13 protein-coding genes are annotated in these 17809 nt (G+C 68.4%); 2 read left to right on the top strand and 11 right to left on the bottom strand.

The genetic code is table 11. The annotated features are described in order from the left end of the window. The 6 genes from ACP15J_RS13965 to ACP15J_RS13940 all read right to left on the bottom strand — a co-directional run. A partial coding sequence (locus ACP15J_RS13965; protein ID WP_424980971.1) for a lipase family alpha/beta hydrolase occupies positions 1 to 1493 on the bottom strand: 1493 nt, incomplete at its 3' end. Between the two features lie 341 nt (positions 1494 to 1834). Beyond that, positions 1835 to 2857: an SGNH/GDSL hydrolase family protein gene (locus tag ACP15J_RS13960; protein ID WP_424937745.1), complete on the bottom strand. Its 1023-nt coding sequence runs from the start codon at positions 2855 to 2857 to the stop codon at positions 1835 to 1837. 213 nt (positions 2858 to 3070) lie between these two features. Continuing rightward, positions 3071 to 4609: an RCC1 domain-containing protein gene (locus ACP15J_RS13955; RefSeq protein ID WP_424937746.1), complete on the bottom strand. Its 1539-nt coding sequence runs from the start codon at positions 4607 to 4609 to the stop codon at positions 3071 to 3073. 501 nt (positions 4610 to 5110) lie between these two features. Then, entirely contained in the window at positions 5111 to 5587 is a 477-nt protein-coding gene (locus tag ACP15J_RS13950; RefSeq protein ID WP_424937747.1) for an adenylyltransferase/cytidyltransferase family protein, read from the bottom strand. A gap of 106 nt (positions 5588 to 5693) precedes the next feature. Continuing rightward, on the bottom strand, positions 5694 to 6167 hold the full coding sequence (locus ACP15J_RS13945; RefSeq protein ID WP_424937748.1) for an S-ribosylhomocysteine lyase: 474 nt from the start codon (positions 6165 to 6167) through the stop codon (positions 5694 to 5696). 220 nt (positions 6168 to 6387) lie between these two features. Further along, on the bottom strand, positions 6388 to 7773 hold the full coding sequence (locus ACP15J_RS13940; RefSeq protein ID WP_424937749.1) for a glycine--tRNA ligase: 1386 nt from the start codon (positions 7771 to 7773) through the stop codon (positions 6388 to 6390). Positions 7774 to 7908: 135 nt separating this feature from the next. On the opposite strand from ACP15J_RS13940, the gene ACP15J_RS13935 reads away from it, so the two are divergent. Next, positions 7909 to 9372, top strand: a complete 1464-nt coding sequence (locus ACP15J_RS13935; RefSeq protein ID WP_424937750.1) for a peptide MFS transporter — start codon at positions 7909 to 7911, stop codon at positions 9370 to 9372. A 13-nt stretch (positions 9373 to 9385) separates the two neighbouring features. Here ACP15J_RS13935 and ACP15J_RS13930 read toward each other — a convergent pair whose 3' ends face one another. Together ACP15J_RS13930 and ACP15J_RS13925 are read right to left on the bottom strand one after the other, a co-directional pair. Beyond that, positions 9386 to 10318, bottom strand: a complete 933-nt coding sequence (locus ACP15J_RS13930) for a serine hydrolase (RefSeq protein WP_424937751.1) — start codon at positions 10316 to 10318, stop codon at positions 9386 to 9388. Between the two features lie 154 nt (positions 10319 to 10472). Beyond that, complete coding sequence (locus tag ACP15J_RS13925; protein WP_424937752.1) at positions 10473 to 12437, bottom strand: M13 family metallopeptidase; 1965 nt, start codon at positions 12435 to 12437, stop codon at positions 10473 to 10475. A 101-nt stretch (positions 12438 to 12538) separates the two neighbouring features. Here ACP15J_RS13925 and ACP15J_RS13920 point away from each other — a divergent pair, with 101 nt between their 5' ends. Then, positions 12539 to 13861 carry an MATE family efflux transporter gene (locus tag ACP15J_RS13920; RefSeq protein WP_424937753.1) on the top strand — a complete coding sequence of 441 codons (1323 nt, stop codon included), beginning with the start codon at positions 12539 to 12541 and terminating at the stop codon, positions 13859 to 13861. 344 nt (positions 13862 to 14205) lie between these two features. Here the strand turns inward: ACP15J_RS13920 and ACP15J_RS13915 are convergent, their stop codons facing one another. From ACP15J_RS13915 to ACP15J_RS13905, 3 genes are read right to left on the bottom strand one after another with little or no spacing between them, the layout of a single operon-like run. Further along, on the bottom strand, positions 14206 to 15114 hold the full coding sequence (locus ACP15J_RS13915; protein WP_424937754.1) for a glycine betaine ABC transporter substrate-binding protein: 909 nt from the start codon (positions 15112 to 15114) through the stop codon (positions 14206 to 14208). A gap of 59 nt (positions 15115 to 15173) precedes the next feature. Beyond that, positions 15174 to 16127, bottom strand: a complete 954-nt coding sequence (locus ACP15J_RS13910) for an ABC transporter permease (protein WP_424937755.1) — start codon at positions 16125 to 16127, stop codon at positions 15174 to 15176. After that, on the bottom strand, positions 16127 to 17425 hold the full coding sequence (locus ACP15J_RS13905) for a quaternary amine ABC transporter ATP-binding protein (protein ID WP_424937756.1): 1299 nt from the start codon (positions 17423 to 17425) through the stop codon (positions 16127 to 16129). The genes ACP15J_RS13910 and ACP15J_RS13905 overlap by 1 nt, the downstream gene beginning before the upstream one ends. Positions 17426 to 17809: the final 384 nt, after the last annotated feature.

Raw genomic sequence — 17809 nt, 5'->3', positions numbered from 1 at the left:
GGGACGGTGATCGTGGTCGACCCGTCCGCGAACCGGGCCACCGACCCGTCCGCGATCGTCAACGTGACCGGCTCGCCCTCCGCGACCGGGAGACCGGTGCCCGCGGTGACCTGCACGGTCACGTCCGTGGTCTCCACCATCGACACGGCCTCGATGTTCGCGATCTGCGGACCCGCAGCCGTGATCATCGCCCCGGGGTAGACGAACGGGTCCCACCCGGGCTGGACCCCACCGGTCCGGGTGAGCGCATCCGCCGTGGCGGGCATGTCCGACAAGAACCGGACCGTCGTCGAGGTCGACGTCGGCGTGAACGTGTACAGGTATGCCTGCCAGTCCGGCCCCGCCCCCGGGGTCTGCGTCGCCGTGAGCGGGAGGACATACTCGGTGTGGGCCGTGCCCTCCCCGGTGTCCGCATACAGCGCTGCCTCGCGGATGGCCTGCCCGTTCGCGCCACGCAGGGTGTCGACGTTCGTCGACGCGAGGAAACGCACCGTCACCGGAACCCCGGGCCTGGTCGCCAACGTCGTCTGAATCCCCCCGAACGCCGCAGCCCCATTCAAGTCGACCGACCGCACCCCGACACCCAGCCCCGTGTCCGCCTCCCCGTAGACCTCGGCGCCGGCGCCGATGGCTGTCCACCCGTTCAGCCATGTCTCACCCGCGGCGAGCGTCCGACGCTCCGCCGGCCCCACCGGAGTGGCACCCGTGTCTGTAAACGACCCGTTCACCACCGGGAGGGGAACACCCATCGGAAGGACAGCGTTCGAGCGGGAAGCGCCGCAGGCAGGCTCCTCACCCCGAAGAGCGGACGACACGATCGTGTACACCGACACATCCGCCGGCATCCCCACCGGCGCACCCCAATGATTCGCCGTCAACCCCGGAGCATTGCACGCCTGCTGAAGGTTCAGGTTCGTCACGTTCGGCTGCGGGTGCGTCACCCAACTCCCGTCCAACGCCTGACCCGCCGCGGGAATATACGAACCACCCTCCGCAACGCCCGAGGAGAACAGCGGGGGCGTGATCGTGTCATCACCCGTCGTGCCCACCGCCGTATACCGCACCGGCCCCGGCGCCGGATCCCCCGCATTCAACGCCTTCAAGAACCCCGACCCCCACGCCATATCCCGACACGCCTGCTGCGTCAGAATGCACAACGGGTTCTTCCCATCCCCCATCGTCCCCTGCTGCACCCCGGCAAGGCTCACATACTGGTCGACAACACTGTCCAACCCGTTGTACTTAATCGCATACCGACCGATCGCACCACCCTGCGAGAACCCAACGAAACCAACCTTGTCCGCACCCACCTCATCCCGGAACGCCCGCACCTGATCCGCGATGATCGCCGCCGACGCCGCGATACTCCCCGTCCCCGAACGAGGATCCCCAGACCCATCCGCACCCGGATCCAACGTCCCGTCCGCCGCAGGAATCCCCATCACCTTCACCGTGTAACCCTCAGCCTTCAGCCGGTCCGCCAACTGGGTCATGTTCTCCGCCTGACCCCACGTCCCCGCCAACAGGAACACCCCACGCACATCCGCAGCAACCGCCACACCCACAGGCACCAACGCACCCGCCGCGGCGAGAACGCCCACGGCTGCCACAGCCGCGACCCTACTCAGAAACTTCAACCCAACCCCCAAAGAAGATCAGCGAACCGGAGAGGCAGCCGCAGGGGGCGACGCCAAGAGACGTGCCCTCCCGCGGAGGACACTTCGCTGCTAACCATGTGACGGTAACGGGGTCGGCTCTGTTGTCGTCACAGAGCCGATGCGACCCGTTTCAACCGAGATCAAGTCCGATTCACGGGTGGCCTCCTCCGCCGGGGCTAGATCCGCCCGCGTGGGCTGATCGACAGGACAGCGTTGGCGAGGGTCTCTCCAAGGACGAGATAGCCGGAGTCGTTCGGATGGAGGTTATCCACGTAGTGCTCCGCTGCAAGAAGATGGGAGCAGTCGACGAGCTTGATCCTCTCGTCATTCGCGGGCACGGCTGCCTCGATCGACCTGTTCACGCGTTCCACTCGGCTCTGAACATTCGCCGAGAGCGAGGGAATGATCTTCGCGACGAGAACGACGGCGTGGGGGAAACGTGCGTGCAGGAGAGAGATGATGCTCATCACCCGGCCACCGGCCCCGTCGGGGTCATTATTGAAGAAGGCGTCGTTGGTTCCGGCGTGGATGACCACGGTCTCTGGCCGCGCGGACACGAACCAGGCGTCGCATCGGCTGAGGAGCTGGCCGCTCGTCCATCCGCGGTGCCCTTCATGGTCCGGATCGACGATCGCCGCATTGCCGTTCCGCAGGCTCCCGACCATGTCGACCTCGACTCGAGCATCGCGCATGGCGCGCTGGAACTGATAGCGATAGCCCGCGTTGGCGGTGAGTCGACCGGATCCGTCGCCTTCGGTGATGGAGTCCCCGAAGGGCATGAGACGGATCGGCTCCGCACGGGTCTGCACCACGAGCGGGACGGCCACAGTTGCGGAAGCCGTGCTCGCGACCGCGAGATGAGTCCCCGGACCGACAAGAGGAGTGAGGACGATCGGGAGACGGACCAGCCCGTCGGGTCCGATGGGAGTCGTCATCGTCCTCGCGAAAGTCTCCGCATGGTAGAACCCGATCGGAAGGTCGACCGTGACGATCTCTCCCGGCGATGTCGAGCACGTCGTCGGCTGCAGGACGATCTCGCCATGCGACTGCTCGGTGCCTGGGATAAGAGGAGAAGGAACGGAGACGACCCGAATCTCGCAGCCTTGCGAGGCCGAGGTCGACGGCACGGCGATCACGGTCGCGACGACAGGCGTGGCCCAGGCGAGCGCGAGGGCCGAGCGTCTCGTGACATCAGGCATCGTTTCTTTACACAGCTTTCTTTCATGCGGACGCAGCTCCGGTGTCGCCCGCGATCGGGACGGCCCGAACGGCAAGCCTCGCTTCACCCGCTACGCCATGTGCAACCAGCGGTCAGACGGACGCGCCTGATCCAGAGGAAAGGCGCGAGACCGCCCCGTCTCGCCGGGAGGCGAGGCAGGGCGGTCTCTTGAGTCACGCGAGTTCCGCTGTGCTCAGTAGTGCTGCGACCCCTTGGTGTCGTTGACGGTGGTGGCGTAGTAGCTGTCGGTGAGCGCGTAGATCGCCCCACCGTTCGCGATGCCTCGACCCGAGAGGTTCGGGTTGTAACCAGCCCCGTACAGATCCTTGTTGTTCGAGTACGGCTTGTCCGAAGGGTTCCAGCCCCACTGGCCGTAGTCGCCGTCACCGGAGGTCCACACCTCGTCGTTCGAGAGGACGAACTGCGTGGTGTAGAAGATCGGCGCGATCTGCTGGATGCCGGTCATGGTGACCCAGCCGCCGCTCGGGGTGTCGGTCCCGTCGTAGAGACGCTGGGCGTCGTTGCGACGGACCACCGTCTGCGGCGTGTTGTACTTGTTCCCGTTGACGAGACCAGCCGAAAGCGTTCCGTTCCAGTTGTCGCCCCAGCTCTTCGCCGTGGTGTCCGAAAGGATCGCGAAGACCGCCCACGGACCCGCCTCGATGTTGGTCACGCCACTGAGCGTCGGGATGACGGTGAAGTAGGAGTCGCTGCTCGTCCCGGTGCCGAGCACGCCGTTGGTCCCCGAACCCCACGAGGCCACGGTGCCGTTCGCCTTGCGGACGAGGCCGGCGCGCAACGTGGAGGTCAGCTCGACGTTGTCGTTGCCCGCCGCAACGAGCTGGACGGGCGTGGCCTGGTTCGAGCCGAAGTTCTGACCCAGGCGGCCGAAGGAGTTGTTCCCCCAGACCCACACGGTGCCGTCGTTCTTGAGAGCGTACCCGTTGGTCTCGGTGACCGCGATCTCCTTCACGTCGGTGAGACCCGGGATCAGGGTCGGCGTGGTGGAGCTCACCCCGTCGCCGCGGCCGTTGTAGGCGGCGGGACCCCAGGAGTACACCCGGCCGTCCGCGGTCAGCGCGAGCGAGGGGCTCGACAGGTTCCAGCTCCCGTCGCCGGCCCAGGACTGGACGTCGATGACGTTCTGCCCGGAGAGCTCCGGGATCACCGCGGGCACGTTGCTCGTGCCGCCGGGACGACCCAGCGCATAGTTCGCCGAGGACCCCGTGGAGTACACGTTCCCGTCGCTGGCCATGATGTACGCCGCCGTGTTGCTGCGCCCCACGCTGACGACGGTGACACCGGCAGGGAGGTTCGCCCCCACCATCGGGTCCCAGTTCCCCGGCTCGCCCGGGTTCACGATGTCGCGACCGAGCTCGCCGCGCGTGTTGCGTCCCCAGTTGATGCCCGACGGCTGGGTCGTGCAGACGGCATAGGCCTGCGTCAGGGCGGTCGCGGTACGTCCGTCCGGCGTCGACGCCGTCGCGGTCACCGTCACCGTTCCACTCGTCGTCGCCGTCACCCCCGACAACGTGTACTGCCCCTGCGGAAGCACCAACGTCGCGTTCGGCGTCGGATACTGACTCCCCCCGACCGTGACCACACCACCGTCCGCGCTCGCGAACGTGAACGTCACCGTCGCATCCGTCACCACACCCGAGTCATCCGTCACCGACACCACCGCATCCGGCAGGGCGGCGCCCGGCTGCACACAACCAGATGGGATCGTCAACGACGCCTTCAACGTCCCCGACGCTGCCGCAACCGGAACAGCCACCGCCGCGGCAAGCACCGGAACGGACCACGCCGCACCCTTCACGATCGTTCGCCGCGGAATCGCGTTCGATGTCTCTTCCGGCAGTCCAGTGTTCGTCACAGGATCTCCCCTCCCATTTCCTACCCCTCTGGGCATCAGCCTCGGACGAGGCGCCGCGCCACAGAGCATGGGCTCGACAGCACGCCTCGTCGCTTATCCATGGGACGGCAAACGACCTGGTTTGTCGCAGGCAGGAGGCCAGATCGGTCCGGTTTGACCGACGGTTGGGGCCGGTTCGCCTACGCTCGTCCGGATCCACCGAGGAGCAGAGAGTGAAGTGCGACAAAGAGCTCTCACATCGCCCGGACGGCGACACACGATGCATCGCCCAGAGGTAGGCCGGAGACGGTTCTCCGCCCACGCCCGACCCGGGGACGATGGCAGGCGTGCCCGGGTCGGGCGTGGGCACGTGGAGGGCTACACCCGCGCGGTGCGCTCGGCTTCCTTGGCGGCGACGATCTTGCGCAGCCCCGAGCTGGAGAAGCGGTGGTCGCGGCGGTTGAAGTACAGCTCGATCCCGCTCTCCTCGCAGTACGCGCGGCCGGTGAAGTCGCGGTCCGCGTACTCGTCGCCGACGATGCGCACGTCGAGCTTGAAGGAGCGCAGGATGTCCTCCAGGTCCTGCTCGGTCGAGTACGGGACGATCTCATCGACGTACTCGCAGCCGCGGAGCTGGATGTAACGCTCGACCACGGTCTGGGTGGGCGCGTTCTTCTCCGGGCGGTCCAGCGTCGGGTCCATCTGCAGCCCGCAGATGAGGTAGTCGCACTGGCGCTTCGCCTCGGCGAGCATCATGATGTGCCCGGCGTGCAGCAGGTCGAAGGTGGAGAACGTGATCCCCACCCGCGGTCCGGGGTTGTAGTCCTGCCGCTTGCTCTCGGCCTCAGGCGCCATCTGCTCTCCTTCTCTGTCGGATCCGACAATGAACCTTATCCAATGCGACAACGAGTTCGCCGAGAGGACCCCGAGGACGGGCGAGAGGAGCAGAGGCCAGCGATGGTCAGACGACGACGCGGGTGAACGCGTCGCGGCTGATGCCCTGCGCAAGGATGTGCGCGGCCCACTCGCGCGCACTGTGCAGGCTGTGGTCGCGGTAGTTGCCGCATTCGACGGCCGAGACGCCCGGCACGTCGCTCCACTCCGCCTGCTCGGCGATGAACCGCAGGCTCTCGCGGATCGCGACCACCACATCCGTGACGTCCGGGCGCCCCCAGGCGATGAGGTGGAAGCCGGTGCGGCAGCCGAAGGGCGAGATGTCGATGACGCCGTCGAGGCGGTCCCGCAGCACCGCGGCCAGCAGGTGCTCGATCGTATGCAGCCCCGCGGTGGGGATCTCGCCCTCGTTGGGCTGCACGAAGCGCACGTCGAAGTTGGAGATCTCGTCGCCCCGCGGGCCGGTCTCGACGCCGATCAAGCGGACATAGGGAGCCTTGACCGCGGTGTGATCCAGAGTGAAGCTCTCGACCTCGGCCATGTCTGTCTCCTTCGGGCGCGGGAACGGTACCAGGCTACCGATGCTCCGCGGGCTCGGCGCCTTCGATGTCACCGTGTGACGACCCGGCCGAGGCGTCATCCGCAGATGTCGGATAGCCGCACGAATGTCGGACCGGATCCGCGGATCGATCCGACATTCGTGCGTTGGTCCGAGGTTCGGAGTCGGCGAGGCGGGCGGACGGGCCGAGACGACCCGAGGCTCAGGCGCCGCGGAGGCGCTCCGCGAGGTAAGCGCCGAGCTCGCCCAGCGGGACCCGCTCCTGAGCCATGCTGTCGCGGTCGCGCACGGTGACCGCGCGGTCCTCGAGCGAGTCGAAGTCGACCGTGACGCAGAACGGCGTGCCGACCTCGTCCTGCCGTCGGTAGCGGCGTCCGATCGCGCCGGCATCGTCGAAGTCGATCACCCAGCGCCCGCGCAGCTCGTCCGCCACCTCGCGGGCGAGGGGCGAGAGGTTCTCGTTGCGCGAGAGCGGGAGAACGGCGACCTTGACGGGGGCCAGACGGGGGTCGAGCTTGAGCACCGTCCGAGTGTCGGTGCCGCCCTTGGCGTTGGGCACCTCCTCCTCGCGGTAGGCGTCGATGAGGAACGCCATCATCGCACGGGTGAGACCGAAAGACGGCTCGATCACATACGGGACGTAGCGCTCGCCCGACGCCTGGTCGAAGTACGACAGGCTCTGGCCCGACGCCTCGGAATGGCTGCTGAGGTCGTAGTCGGTACGGTTGGCGACGCCCATGAGCTCGCCCCACTCCTTGCCGGGGAAGCCGAAGCGGTACTCCACGTCGATCGTTCCTGCGGAGTAGTGCGCACGGTCCTCCTCCGGCACGTCGATGCGCTTCATGTTCTCCGGGTCGATGCCCAGATCGATGAACCAGTCCCAGCACGCCTCGACCCAGTGCTCGAACCACTCCTGCGCCTCGGCGGGCGGGGTGAAGAACTCGATCTCCATCTGCTCGAACTCGCGGGTGCGGAAGATGAAATTGCCCGGGGTGATCTCGTTGCGGAAGGCCTTGCCGACCTGGCCGATGCCGAACGGCGGCTTCTTGCGGCTCGCCGTGAGCACGTTGGCGAAGTTCACGAAGATGCCCTGGGCGGTCTCCGGTCGCATGTAGTGCAGGCCGGACTCGTCGTCGACCACGCCGAGATACGTCTTGACCAGGCCGGAGAACGCCTTGGGCTCGGTGTACTGCCCCTTGGTGCCGCAGTTCGGGCACGGGACCTCGGCGAGACCTCCCTCGGCCTTGCGCCCCTTGCGCGCCTCGAAGTCCTCGACGAGGTTGTCGGCACGGAACCGCTTGTGGCACTGCAGGCACTCGACCAGCGGGTCGGTGAACGTCGCGACGTGCCCCGATGCCTCCCAGACCCGCTTGGGCAGGATGACGGACGAGTCGAGGCCGACCATGTCGCCCCGGCCCCGCACGAATGTCTGCCACCACTGGCGGCGGATGTTCTCCTTGAGCTCCGTGCCGAGGGGGCCGTAGTCCCAGGCACTGCGGGAACCCCCGTAGATCTCCCCCGCTTGGAAGACGAACCCGCGATGACGGGCGAGGCTGATGACCTTGTCGAGACGGGACTGTTCGGCCATGGCGGCTCCAATGGTCGGATGCGGCGGGGAAGCACGGCGATCGATCCCGCCGGGCATCCCAATCCTATCGGCGCCCCCCAGGGAGATTCCGCGCCCGATTGCGAGTGCGACCGCGACGGACGTTACGGTCGGATGATGACCACGACACGCGAGTCCCCCGCGCGGCCCGAGCGGCGCTTCTTCGGCCAGCCCTGGGCGCTGGTGCACGTGTTCGGCGTGGAGATGTGGGAGCGCTTCAGCTTCTACGGCATGCAGGGCATCCTGCTCATCTACCTGTACCACTCCGTCACCCAGGGGGGCCTTGGCCTCCCCGAGGCTGTCGCCGGCGGGATCGTGGGCGCTTACGGCGGCTCGGTGTATCTCTCCACGATCCTCGGCGCGTGGGTCGCCGATCGCCTGTTCGGCTCCGAGCGTGTGCTCTTCGGCAGCGCCATCGTGATCGTCGCCGGGCACGTCGCCCTCGCCGTCCTCCCCGGAGCCCTCGGCGTCGGCGTGGGCCTGATCCTCGTGGCCCTCGGCTCCGGCGGCCTCAAGTCCAACGCGACCTCCGTCGTCGGCACGCTCTACACCGCCGACGACACCCGCCGCGACGCGGGCTTCTCGCTCTTCTACCTCGGGATCAACCTCGGCGGGTTCCTCGGGCCGATCCTGACCGGCCTGCTCCAGTCCACGCTCGGGTTCCACTACGGATTCGGCGTCGCCGCGATCGGGATGACACTCGGCCTCGTGCAGTACTCATTCGGCCGGCGCCGGCTCCCCGCCGAGGCCCGCCAGGTGCCGAACCCGCTCCCGGCCCGGCGCTACCCGCTGGTAGGCATCGTCGCGGCCGCGGCCGTCCTGCTCATCGTCGTGCTGGTGCTCACCGGCGTGATCCGTCCCGACAACCTGTCGGACGTGGTGATCTACACCACGCTCGGCGCCGCAGTCGCCTATTTCGCCGTGGTGCTGTCGAGCCGCCGGGTCACCCGCGACGAACGCTCGCGGGTGTGGGGGTTCCTCCCGCTCTTCGTCACCAGCGTCGCCTTCTGGTCGCTGTACCAGCAGCAGTTCACCGTGCTCACCGTGTACTCGGACAAGCGCCTGGACCGGAACCTCTTCGGCTGGGAGATGCCGGTCTCGTGGGTGCAGTCGATCAACCCGGTCTTCATCATCGTCCTCTCCGGCGTCTTCGCCGTGATCTGGACGAGGCTCGGCGACCGGCAGCCGTCCACCCCGGTGAAGTTCGCCCTCGGGGCGATGATCATGGGCGGCGCCTTCCTCCTGTTCCTCCCCTTCGCCGGCGGCGGACCCGGATCGACGCCGCTGCTCGCGATCGTCGGCATCCTGCTGCTCTTCACGATCGCCGAGCTGCTGCTCTCGCCCGTGGGCCTCTCGGTGACCACCAAGCTCGCCCCGGCCGCCTTCCGCACGCAGATGGTGGCGCTCTTCTTCCTCTCGGTGGCCCTGGGCACCGCGATCTCAGGCGCGGTCGTGCGGTTCTACGACCCCGACAACGAGGTGCCGTACTTCACCGTGCTGGGCGGCATCGCGATCGTCGTCGGGGTGGGCCTCCTCGTGTCCGCGAAGCCCGTGCTGGCCCTCATGAAGGGCGTGCGCTAGTGGCGGGGAGGCGTTAGAAGGCGTACTCCATGACCTCGACGCCGAGGACGCGGAAGGCGTCGTGGGCGCGCAGGCGGTGCATGATCGACAGGTCGTCGAAGCAGACGATGAGCGCGTAGGCGACACCCGCCCGCGGGCCGGCCAGCACCCCCGCCTCCACCCGCACTCCCGGCTCCCGGCCGGTCTTGTTGACGAAGAGGATGCCGTGCGCATCGTTGTCGTGGGCGAACGGATCGAGCCCGCTCGCCGCCGCGACGAGGCTGAGGTCCTGGTTGAGGCTGAGCCATTCGGAGACCTGGGCGCTGACCGCGGCGTCCACGGCACGAGCGTTCACGAGCTCCGCGAACAGCTGCGCGAGGTCTCCTGCCGATCCCACCGCCGGGTGCGGGGCGTCGTCGGGGCCGCGGCGGTCGCGGTGGCGATCGAGGAGGGCGAGCCGACGGAGTCCGAGCTCCTCGATCCGCGTGCGGACGGCGTCGAGGCCGACCCGGTGGACGAGGGCGTTGACGGCGATCGGGTCGCCTGCCGCGGCGGCGAGCACCGCCAGGTCGGCGAGCGGCAGCGCCGGTGCGCGCAGCATGCGCCAGATCCCGGTGGACAGGTCGTCGAGCGCCGCCCTGTCCACGATCTCGAGCGGGTTCAACTCCCCCGACTCGAACCGTGCAGCGACCTCGACGAGCAGCGGCACGGTGCCGAGACCGCCGACAGGCATCGTGACGTGGTCGTCTCCGGTGAGGACCGGCTCTCCGCTGTCCAGGTCCTGCACGTGCACGCCCACCTGCGCACCGGCGACCGCCAGCGCCTCGAGCGCGCGCATCGTCGTGTCGAAGGAGCGCCGGCCGATCGCCGCGCGACGGGGGAGACGGCGGCCCGTGCGCTGGGCGCTGCGGAGAGCCGTCGACGGCGGCGGACCATCGGTCGGTTCAGGGAGCCGGGACGTGCCCACAGGCGTTCCTTCCACGGAGATTCGGGGACGGGAGAGGGTACCCGCAGGCAGGGCCGCACGAACGGATGCGGCTCCCGTCGGTCGAGACGCCAGGGCTATCGTAACCCCGGTGCCCGACACCTGTCTGAGTGCGGGCCCCTTCCCTCCCGGGGCCTCACCAGATCGTGACGCGCTGCTCCGGGTCCAGCCACAGCCGGTCCCCCTCGGTCACGTCGAACGCCGTGTAGAAGGCGTCCACGTTGCGGGCGATCTGGTTGCAGCGGAACTCGTTCGGCGAGTGCGGGTCGATCGTGAGCAGGCGGATCGTCTCCGCGTCACGGCTCTTCTGCTGCCAGACCTGCGCCCAGGAGAGCAGCAGGCGCTGCACCCCCGTGTATCCGTCGATCACCGGCGCCTCGGCCCCTCCGAGCGAGAGCTCATAGGCCTTGAGGGCGATGCCGAGCCCCCCGAGGTCGCCGATGTTCTCACCGATCGTGAGGGCGCCGTTGACGTGATGTTCCGCGCTCAGCCCCTCCGGGACCAGAGCATCGTACTGTGCGATGAGGCTCTTCGTGCGCTCCTCGAAGGCGGCACGATCGTCGTCGGTCCACCAGTCCTGCAGCTTGCCCTGAGCGTCGTAGCGGCTGCCCTGGTCGTCGAAGCCGTGGCCGATCTCATGGCCGATCACGCCCCCGATCCCGCCGTAGTTCGCCGCCGCGTCGCGCCCGGCGTCGAAGAACGGGTACTGGAGGATCGCGGCGGGGAACACGATCTCGTTCATGAGCGGGTTGTAGTAGGCGTTGACCATCTGCGGCGGCATGAACCACTCGTCGCGGTCGATGGGCTTGCCGACCTTGCCGATCGTGCGGTCATGCTCGAAGACCGACGCCCTGCTCACGTTGCCGACGAGGTCGTCCGCCTCGATCGCGACGGCGGAGTAGTCACGCCAGGTCTTGGGGTGGCCGATCTTGGGCGTGAACGTGTCGAGCTTGGCGAGCGCGCGCTCCCGCGTCTCCTGCCCCATCCACTCCAGGGTCGCGATGCTCTGCCGGTAGGCCTCGAGCAGATTCTCGATCAGCTCGTCCATCGCCGCCTTGGCCGTCGGCGGGAAGTGCCGCTCGACGTAGACCTTGCCCACCGCGTCCCCGAGCGCCCCCTCGACCAGCGAAACGCCGCGTTTCCAGCGCTCGCGGAGCGACGGCACGCCGCTGAGCTCGGTGCCGTAGAAGGAGAAGTTCTCCTCGACGATCGCGTCGGTGAGATACGCCGCCAGTCCGTGCACCACCTTGGCACGCAACCAGGCCTTCCAGTCCTCCAGCCGTTCCTCGACGAGGAGGGCGCCGAGTCCCTGGACGAAGCTCGGCTGGAAGACGACGACCTCGGCGAAGGCGTCCGGGTTCGTCGGCGCCACCGCGTCGCGCCAGGGCGAGAGGTCAAGGCCCGCGAGCTCCTGGAGCTCGGCCCAGGTGCGGAGGTTGTAGGTCTTCACCGCGTCGCGGCTCTCGACGTTGTCCCAGTGCTGCGCGGCGATCTCGTGCTCGAGGGCGACGACCCGGTCCGCGGTCGCGGACGCCTCGGCGACGCCGGCGAGGTCGAGGATCCGCTCCAGATGCGCGCGGAAGGCCGCACGGGTGTCGGCGAAGCCGTCCAGCCGGTAGTAGCTCTCGTCCGGAAGCGAGAGGCCCGCCTGCACGACGAAGGGGACATAGCGCTCCGGGTCGCCGGGGTCCGGTTCGACGAAGACGCCGAGGAGCGCCGCGACGCCCTGTCGATCGAAGGCGCCGACCGTGGCGAGGAAATCGGGGAGGGAGGAGATCGCGTCGACCGCCGCGAGCGGCGCCGCCAGCGGCTCGACGCCGAGCGCCGCGACCCGTTCGGTGTCCATGAAGCTGGCGTAGAGGTCGCCGATCTTTCGCGCCTCCGTGCCCTCGGGAGCGCTCTGGGCCTCCTCGACGATGGCACGGACGTCCTTCTCCGCCTGCTCGGCGAGAAGGTGGAAGGCGCCCCAGCGCGCCTTGTCGTCCGGGATCTCCGTGTTCGTCAGGAAAGAGTGGTTCACATGACGGTAGAGATCGTCCTGCGGACGGATCTCGGGGCTGAAGTCGTCGATGGCAAGGCCCGAGGGCAGCGCGTCGGTCATGCGTCCACCCTATGCCGACGCCGTCCGCGCAGGCCGAGCGAACCCGCCCGTCCTTCCGCGGCCGTCGTCCTCGCATCCGCCGCACGCCCTAGGCTCGTGGCGTGCCCCGCCCGTCGCTCAACCGCGAGATCCTGCGCCTTGCCGTGCCCGCGCTCGGCGCGCTCATCGCCGAGCCCGCGTTCCTCATCGTCGACGCCGCGCTCGTCGGGCACCTCGGGACCGTGCCGCTGGCGGGGCTGGGCATCGCGTCCTCGATCCTGCAGACCCTCGTCGGCCTGATGATCTTCCTCGCCTACTCCACCACGCCTGCCGTGGCACGCCGCTTCGGCGCGGGGAACCCTGGTGACGCGGTGTCGGTCGGCATCGACGGGATGTGGCTCGCCCTCGGGCTGGGCGCTGTGCTGGCGGCGGCGGGCGCCTGGTCGTCGTCCTGGCTCGTGGGCCTCTTCGGCGCGGACGAGGCGGTGTCGCAACAGGCCGACGCCTATCTCACGATCTCGATGTGGGGTCTGCCGGCCATGCTCGTCGTCTTCGCCGCCACCGGCCTCCTTCGCGGGATGCAGGACACGGTCACACCGCTGTGGATCGCCGGCTGCGGGTTCGCGGCGAACGCCGGGCTCAACGCGCTCTTCATCTACGGCTTCGGCTGGGGGATCGCCGGCTCCGCTCTCGGAACGGTCTTCGCGCAATGGGCGATGGTCGGCGCCTATGCGGTCGTGGTCGGTCGGCTCGCCCGACGTCACGATGCCTCGATCCGCGCGGAGCTCTCGGGCATCCGCGGCTCTGCACGAGCGGGAGGGTGGCTCTTCCTCCGCACGGTGTCGCTGCGCGTCGCCCTGCTGGCCACCGTTTCGGTGGCGACCGGGATCGGCACCGAGGAGCTTGCCGGGTGGCAGGTGGTGTTCACGGTGTTCTCCGCCGCCGCCTTCGCCCTGGACGCGCTGGCGATCGCCGCACAGGCGCTGATCGGCAAGAGCCTCGGCGCCGGAGACGAGCCCGGTGCACGCTATGTGCTGCGACGGACCGTGGCCTGGGGCACCTGGTTCGGCGTGCTCGTCGGCCTCCTCGTGGGCTGTCTCTCCGGTGTGATCGGCCTCGTTTTCACCGGTGATCCGCAGGTCGCCGATCTGATCCGGCCCGCCCTCATCGTGCTCGCGATCGCACAGCCGGTCGCCGGGGTCGTGTTCGTGCTCGACGGCGTTCTCATGGGAGCCGGCGACGCCCGGTACCTCGCGATCGCCGGGGGCGTGAACCTCGTCGCCTTCCTTCCCGCGCTCGGAGTCATCGCCGCGACGGGAGTGACCGGCACGGCCGGCCTCGTGTGGCTCGCCGCCGCGTTCTTCGGCGTGTACCTCCTTGCACGCCTCGCCACGCTCGGCCTGCGCGTGCGCACGGGACGGTGGGTCACCATCGGCGAGGTCTGACCCCGCGGTCTCCTGGCTGGGTTCTCCGATCCAGCCGGCACCCGATTCCTTCGACGCGCCGACCGCACCGCACCGCACCGCACCGCGGCAGGTTTGTCGGAGGAAAGCAACTTTGGCGGCCTCTTCTCGCAATTCTGACCGACATTCTTGAAATGATCCGACGCTGGTTCTCTCCTCCACAGCCCGACCCTCCGGCGGCGTCACGCTCGCAAGCCGGATCGGCCATCGCAAGCCGGCTCGGCCCGGGGGGGGGAAGAGAGAGGCCGGCCGCAAGGCTCGGCCGGCGGCGGCCGCGGGCCCCGCCGAAGCGGGAACGATCCGCGGCCGGCCGTGACGAGTCGCCGTCAGGAGACCTGAGTGGGGAAGGCGTTCGGGTTCTGCTTCAGCCACTCCGTGACGGCCTCCACTTCCTTGCCCTTTCCGTACTGGTTGACGACGAGATCCTCCAGCGAGCCGTACTGCGCATCGTCGAGCGTGATCCCGGCGATGAGCTTCGCCGCCTCCGGGAACCGCTCGGCGAAGCCCTTCGTGCCGAGGAAATGCAGGGACTCCGGCGTGCCCATCGCGCCCTTCGGGTCGTCAAGGTCCTTCACCGGGAAGGCGTCGTTGGCCCAGAAGGGTCGCCACAGGGTGACCACGATGTCCTCCTTCTTCTCGGTCGCCTTCTTCAGCTCGGTGAGCATCGCGGCTGTGGAGGAGGTGGCGAGCTCGTACTCGCCGTCAAGACCGTACTCCGGCATCATCGACTCCTTCGTCTGCTTCGTCAGGCCCGCACCCGGCTCGATCCCGTAGATCTTTCCGCCGAACCGGTCGGCGTTGCCGGCGAGATCGGCGATCGAGGAGATGTCGGTGTACTCCGGCACCGCGATCGTCAGCTTCGCGTTGGCATAGTAGGCGCCGAGGTCATCGATCTTGCTGCCGTACTTGTCCATGTACGACTTGTGGGTGAGCTCGGGCCATGCCGACGGATAGATGTCGACGTCGCCCTGGGCGAGACCGGCGTAAAGGGGCCCTGCCTCGGTGAGCGTCTTCGTCTTGACCGTGTAGCCGATCTTCTCGAGCTGGTCCTTCAGCAGGAAGGCAGTGCTGAGGCCGTCGGTCCAGGAGGGGAGGTAGCCGAGCGTGATCGTGCCCTTGCCCTCGCCCTTGCCGTCGCCGGCGGCGCCTCCTGATCCCCCACCGGCGCAGCCGGAGAGGGCCAGGGCCGCTGCCGCGGCGAGGGCGGTGATCGCTGTGATGTGCCTCTTGGACATGACTCTTCCTTTTCGTATGTCGTTCACTCGATGGGGGATGGATGCAGGTTCAGGAGACCTCAGACGCCGATCGGCGCCCTGGCCGGGGAGGCGACCTTCCGCGCCGCCTCCGCCTGCGCGTCGGCGGCGGCGCTGCGCTGCGCGGAACGTCGACGCGACAGCATGCCCAGCAGCGACGAGGGGTACTCCGCCGGATTGCCGAGCGCCGCCGTCACGCGGTCGAGGAAGACCGCGATGATCACGACGCCGAGCCCCGCCTCGACCCCCTGGCCGATGTTCACGGTGGAGATGGCCTCGACGACCATCTTCCCGAGACCGTCGGCACCGGCCATCCCCGCGATCACCGCCATCGAGAGCGCGAGCATGATCACCTGGTTGACCCCCGCCATGATCGTGGGCAGCGCGAGCGGGAGCTGGACGCCGCGCAGGATCTGCCCCGGCGTCGCGCCGAACGCCTGTCCCGCCTCGACGGTCTCGGCGTCGACACCGCGGATGCCGAGCTCGGTCAGACGCACGCCGGGAGGAAGGGCGAAGATCACCGTGGCGACAAGCCCGGGGACCACGCCAATGCTGAAGAAGACGATCGCCGGGATCAGATAGACGAACGCCGGCATGGTCTGCATGAAGTCCAGCACCGGCTTGAGGACGGCCCGCACTGTGGCGTTCCGTGCCGACCAGATCCCCAGGGGCACGGCGATCACCACCGCGACGAGCGCGGCGACGACGACGAGCGCCAGCGTCTGCATCGCCGGCTCCCAGAGGTCCAGGCCGACCAGAAGCGTGAACGTGACCAGGGTCCCGATCGCAAGCTGCCAGGAACGCACGATCCAGGAGAGAAGGGCCGCGGCGACGATCACCACGACGAACGGCGTGTCTACGAGGAGAGCGGTCAGACCGTCGACGAGAGTGCGCACGATCAGCGAGATGACGTCGAGAAGTCCCTCGAGGTTGTCCTTGATCCAGTCGACGCCCGTCTCGACCCACGAGCCAAGCGGGATGCGGAACCCGTCCATCAACGCACCTCCTCCGCACGCACGGCATCGTGGGGGCCGGCTGCCCCCTCGCCCAGGACGGCGTCGATCTCCGCCTGTGGCATGGGAGGCAGCGGAAGCGTGATCTCCTCGGTCGCGCCCGGCCCAGGACCGAGCGCCGCGAGCAGGGTCACCCGAGGGATCACACCGACGAGGCGGCCATCGTCGTCGACGACGGCGAGGGGGAGCGGCGATTCGACCGCGGGCACGAAGAGGTTCATCAGGATCTCGGTCTCGTTCACGCTCTGCGGCACGGCCCGGATGATGGCGGTCAGATCGCTCTCGCCCGTGCGCACCTGCTTCACCGCGTCACGGTCGGTGACGATGCCGACGAGGCGCCGATCTCGGCCGACGACGTAGGCGGCCGACATGTAGGCGTCCCGCATCTGACGAAGCGCGGTGCGCGGGCCCGCGCTCTCGGAGACTACGGGACGCGGCCTCTCCATGACGTTGCCGGCGGTCAGCACTCGGGCGCGGTCGACGTCCTGCACGAACTGCTCGACGTAGTCGTTCGCGGGGTCCGTGAGGATGTCCTCCGGCGTGCCGACCTGCACGATCCGGCCGTCGCGCATGACGGCGATCCGGTCGCCGAGGAACATCGCCTCATTGAGGTCGTGCGTGATGAAGACGATCGTCTTCCGCAGCTTCTGCTGGAGCTCGAGCAGCTGCTCCTGCATCTCACGGCGGATCAGCGGGTCCAGCGCGCTGAACGCCTCGTCCATCAGCAGGATGTCGGTGTCAGCGGCGAGCGCGCGGGCGATGCCGACGCGCTGCTGCATCCCCCCGGAGAGCTCGGACGGGAGCTTGTCGCCCCACCCGTCGAGGCCGACCATGCCGAGGATCTCCTCCGCACGCGCTCGCCGTTGCGCCTTCGGGACGCCCTTGAGCTCCAGGGGGTATGCGACATTCGCCGCGACCGACCGGTGGGGGAGCAGCGCGAAGTGCTGGAACACCATCGAGATCCGGTCGCGACGGATCTCGCGCAGCCGGCCGGAGGGGATGCCGGTGATCACGTCGCCGTGCAGCGCGATCTCTCCGTCTGTCGCCTCATGGAGGCCGTTGAGCATGCGGATGATCGTGGACTTCCCGGATCCCGAGAGACCCATGATGACGAAGATCTCACCGCGGTCGACGGTGAAGCTCGCGTCGATGACGGCGGCGGTGCCGTCTCCGCGGACGTCGGCACGACTCTCCCCGGCCTTCAGCCGGCGGACGGCCTGGCTCGGATTCTTCCCGAACACCTTGTACAGATGGCGCGCTTCCAGAGCGGTTTCGGACACGTTTCCCCTATGGGCTCACGCGGAGTCGAGCCCAGGTCGGTCACGCCCGGGTGGCGATCACAAGGCCGCTTCGACGTCGCCGTGCAGGCGGCTCGGGCACCGGATTTCGGATCCGTGCGGAGATCACCGACCGTACGTCCGCACTACTCCGAAATGCACAGCCGAATCGAAGGAGAGCGCGGTCGCGGACTGGTCAAGGAGCCTCGCGGCTCGCTTTCCAACGTAACGAGAGGGGTGATCAGAGGCAAATCGAGCGCCGCCATGACTCAGCCTTCTTCCTGTTCAGGGCCGGTTTTACTCGGCGTGTCGGATCGCCGGGAAATGCGCACGGCCTCGCTCTTTTTGCCGGACTCACTCCTTACCGAATCGATATGCGAATGTGAT

Source organism: Microbacterium sp. S308A+ (assembly GCF_049800815.1).
Taxonomy (GTDB): domain Bacteria; phylum Actinomycetota; class Actinomycetes; order Actinomycetales; family Microbacteriaceae; genus Microbacterium.
Note: the sequence above shows the minus strand (reverse complement) of the source record. Positions and strands in the feature narration are given on the sequence as shown.

What these genes read in the sequence shown, in the direction of transcription:
- ACP15J_RS13960 (WP_424937745.1), bottom strand. Translation starts at nt 2,857, where the DNA reads ATGCCTGATGTCACGAGACGCTCGGCCCTCGCGCTCGCCTGGGCCACG.
- ACP15J_RS13950 (WP_424937747.1), bottom strand. Translation starts at nt 5,587, where the DNA reads ATGGCGCCTGAGGCCGAGAGCAAGCGGCAGGACTACAACCCCGGACCG.
- ACP15J_RS13945 (WP_424937748.1), bottom strand. Translation starts at nt 6,167, where the DNA reads ATGGCCGAGGTCGAGAGCTTCACTCTGGATCACACCGCGGTCAAGGCT.
- ACP15J_RS13940 (WP_424937749.1), bottom strand. Translation starts at nt 7,773, where the DNA reads ATGGCCGAACAGTCCCGTCTCGACAAGGTCATCAGCCTCGCCCGTCAT.
- ACP15J_RS13935 (WP_424937750.1), top strand. Translation starts at nt 7,909, where the DNA reads ATGACCACGACACGCGAGTCCCCCGCGCGGCCCGAGCGGCGCTTCTTC.
- ACP15J_RS13925 (WP_424937752.1), bottom strand. Translation starts at nt 12,437, where the DNA reads ATGACCGACGCGCTGCCCTCGGGCCTTGCCATCGACGACTTCAGCCCC.
- ACP15J_RS13915 (WP_424937754.1), bottom strand. Translation starts at nt 15,114, where the DNA reads ATGTCCAAGAGGCACATCACAGCGATCACCGCCCTCGCCGCGGCAGCG.
- ACP15J_RS13910 (WP_424937755.1), bottom strand. Translation starts at nt 16,127, where the DNA reads ATGGACGGGTTCCGCATCCCGCTTGGCTCGTGGGTCGAGACGGGCGTC.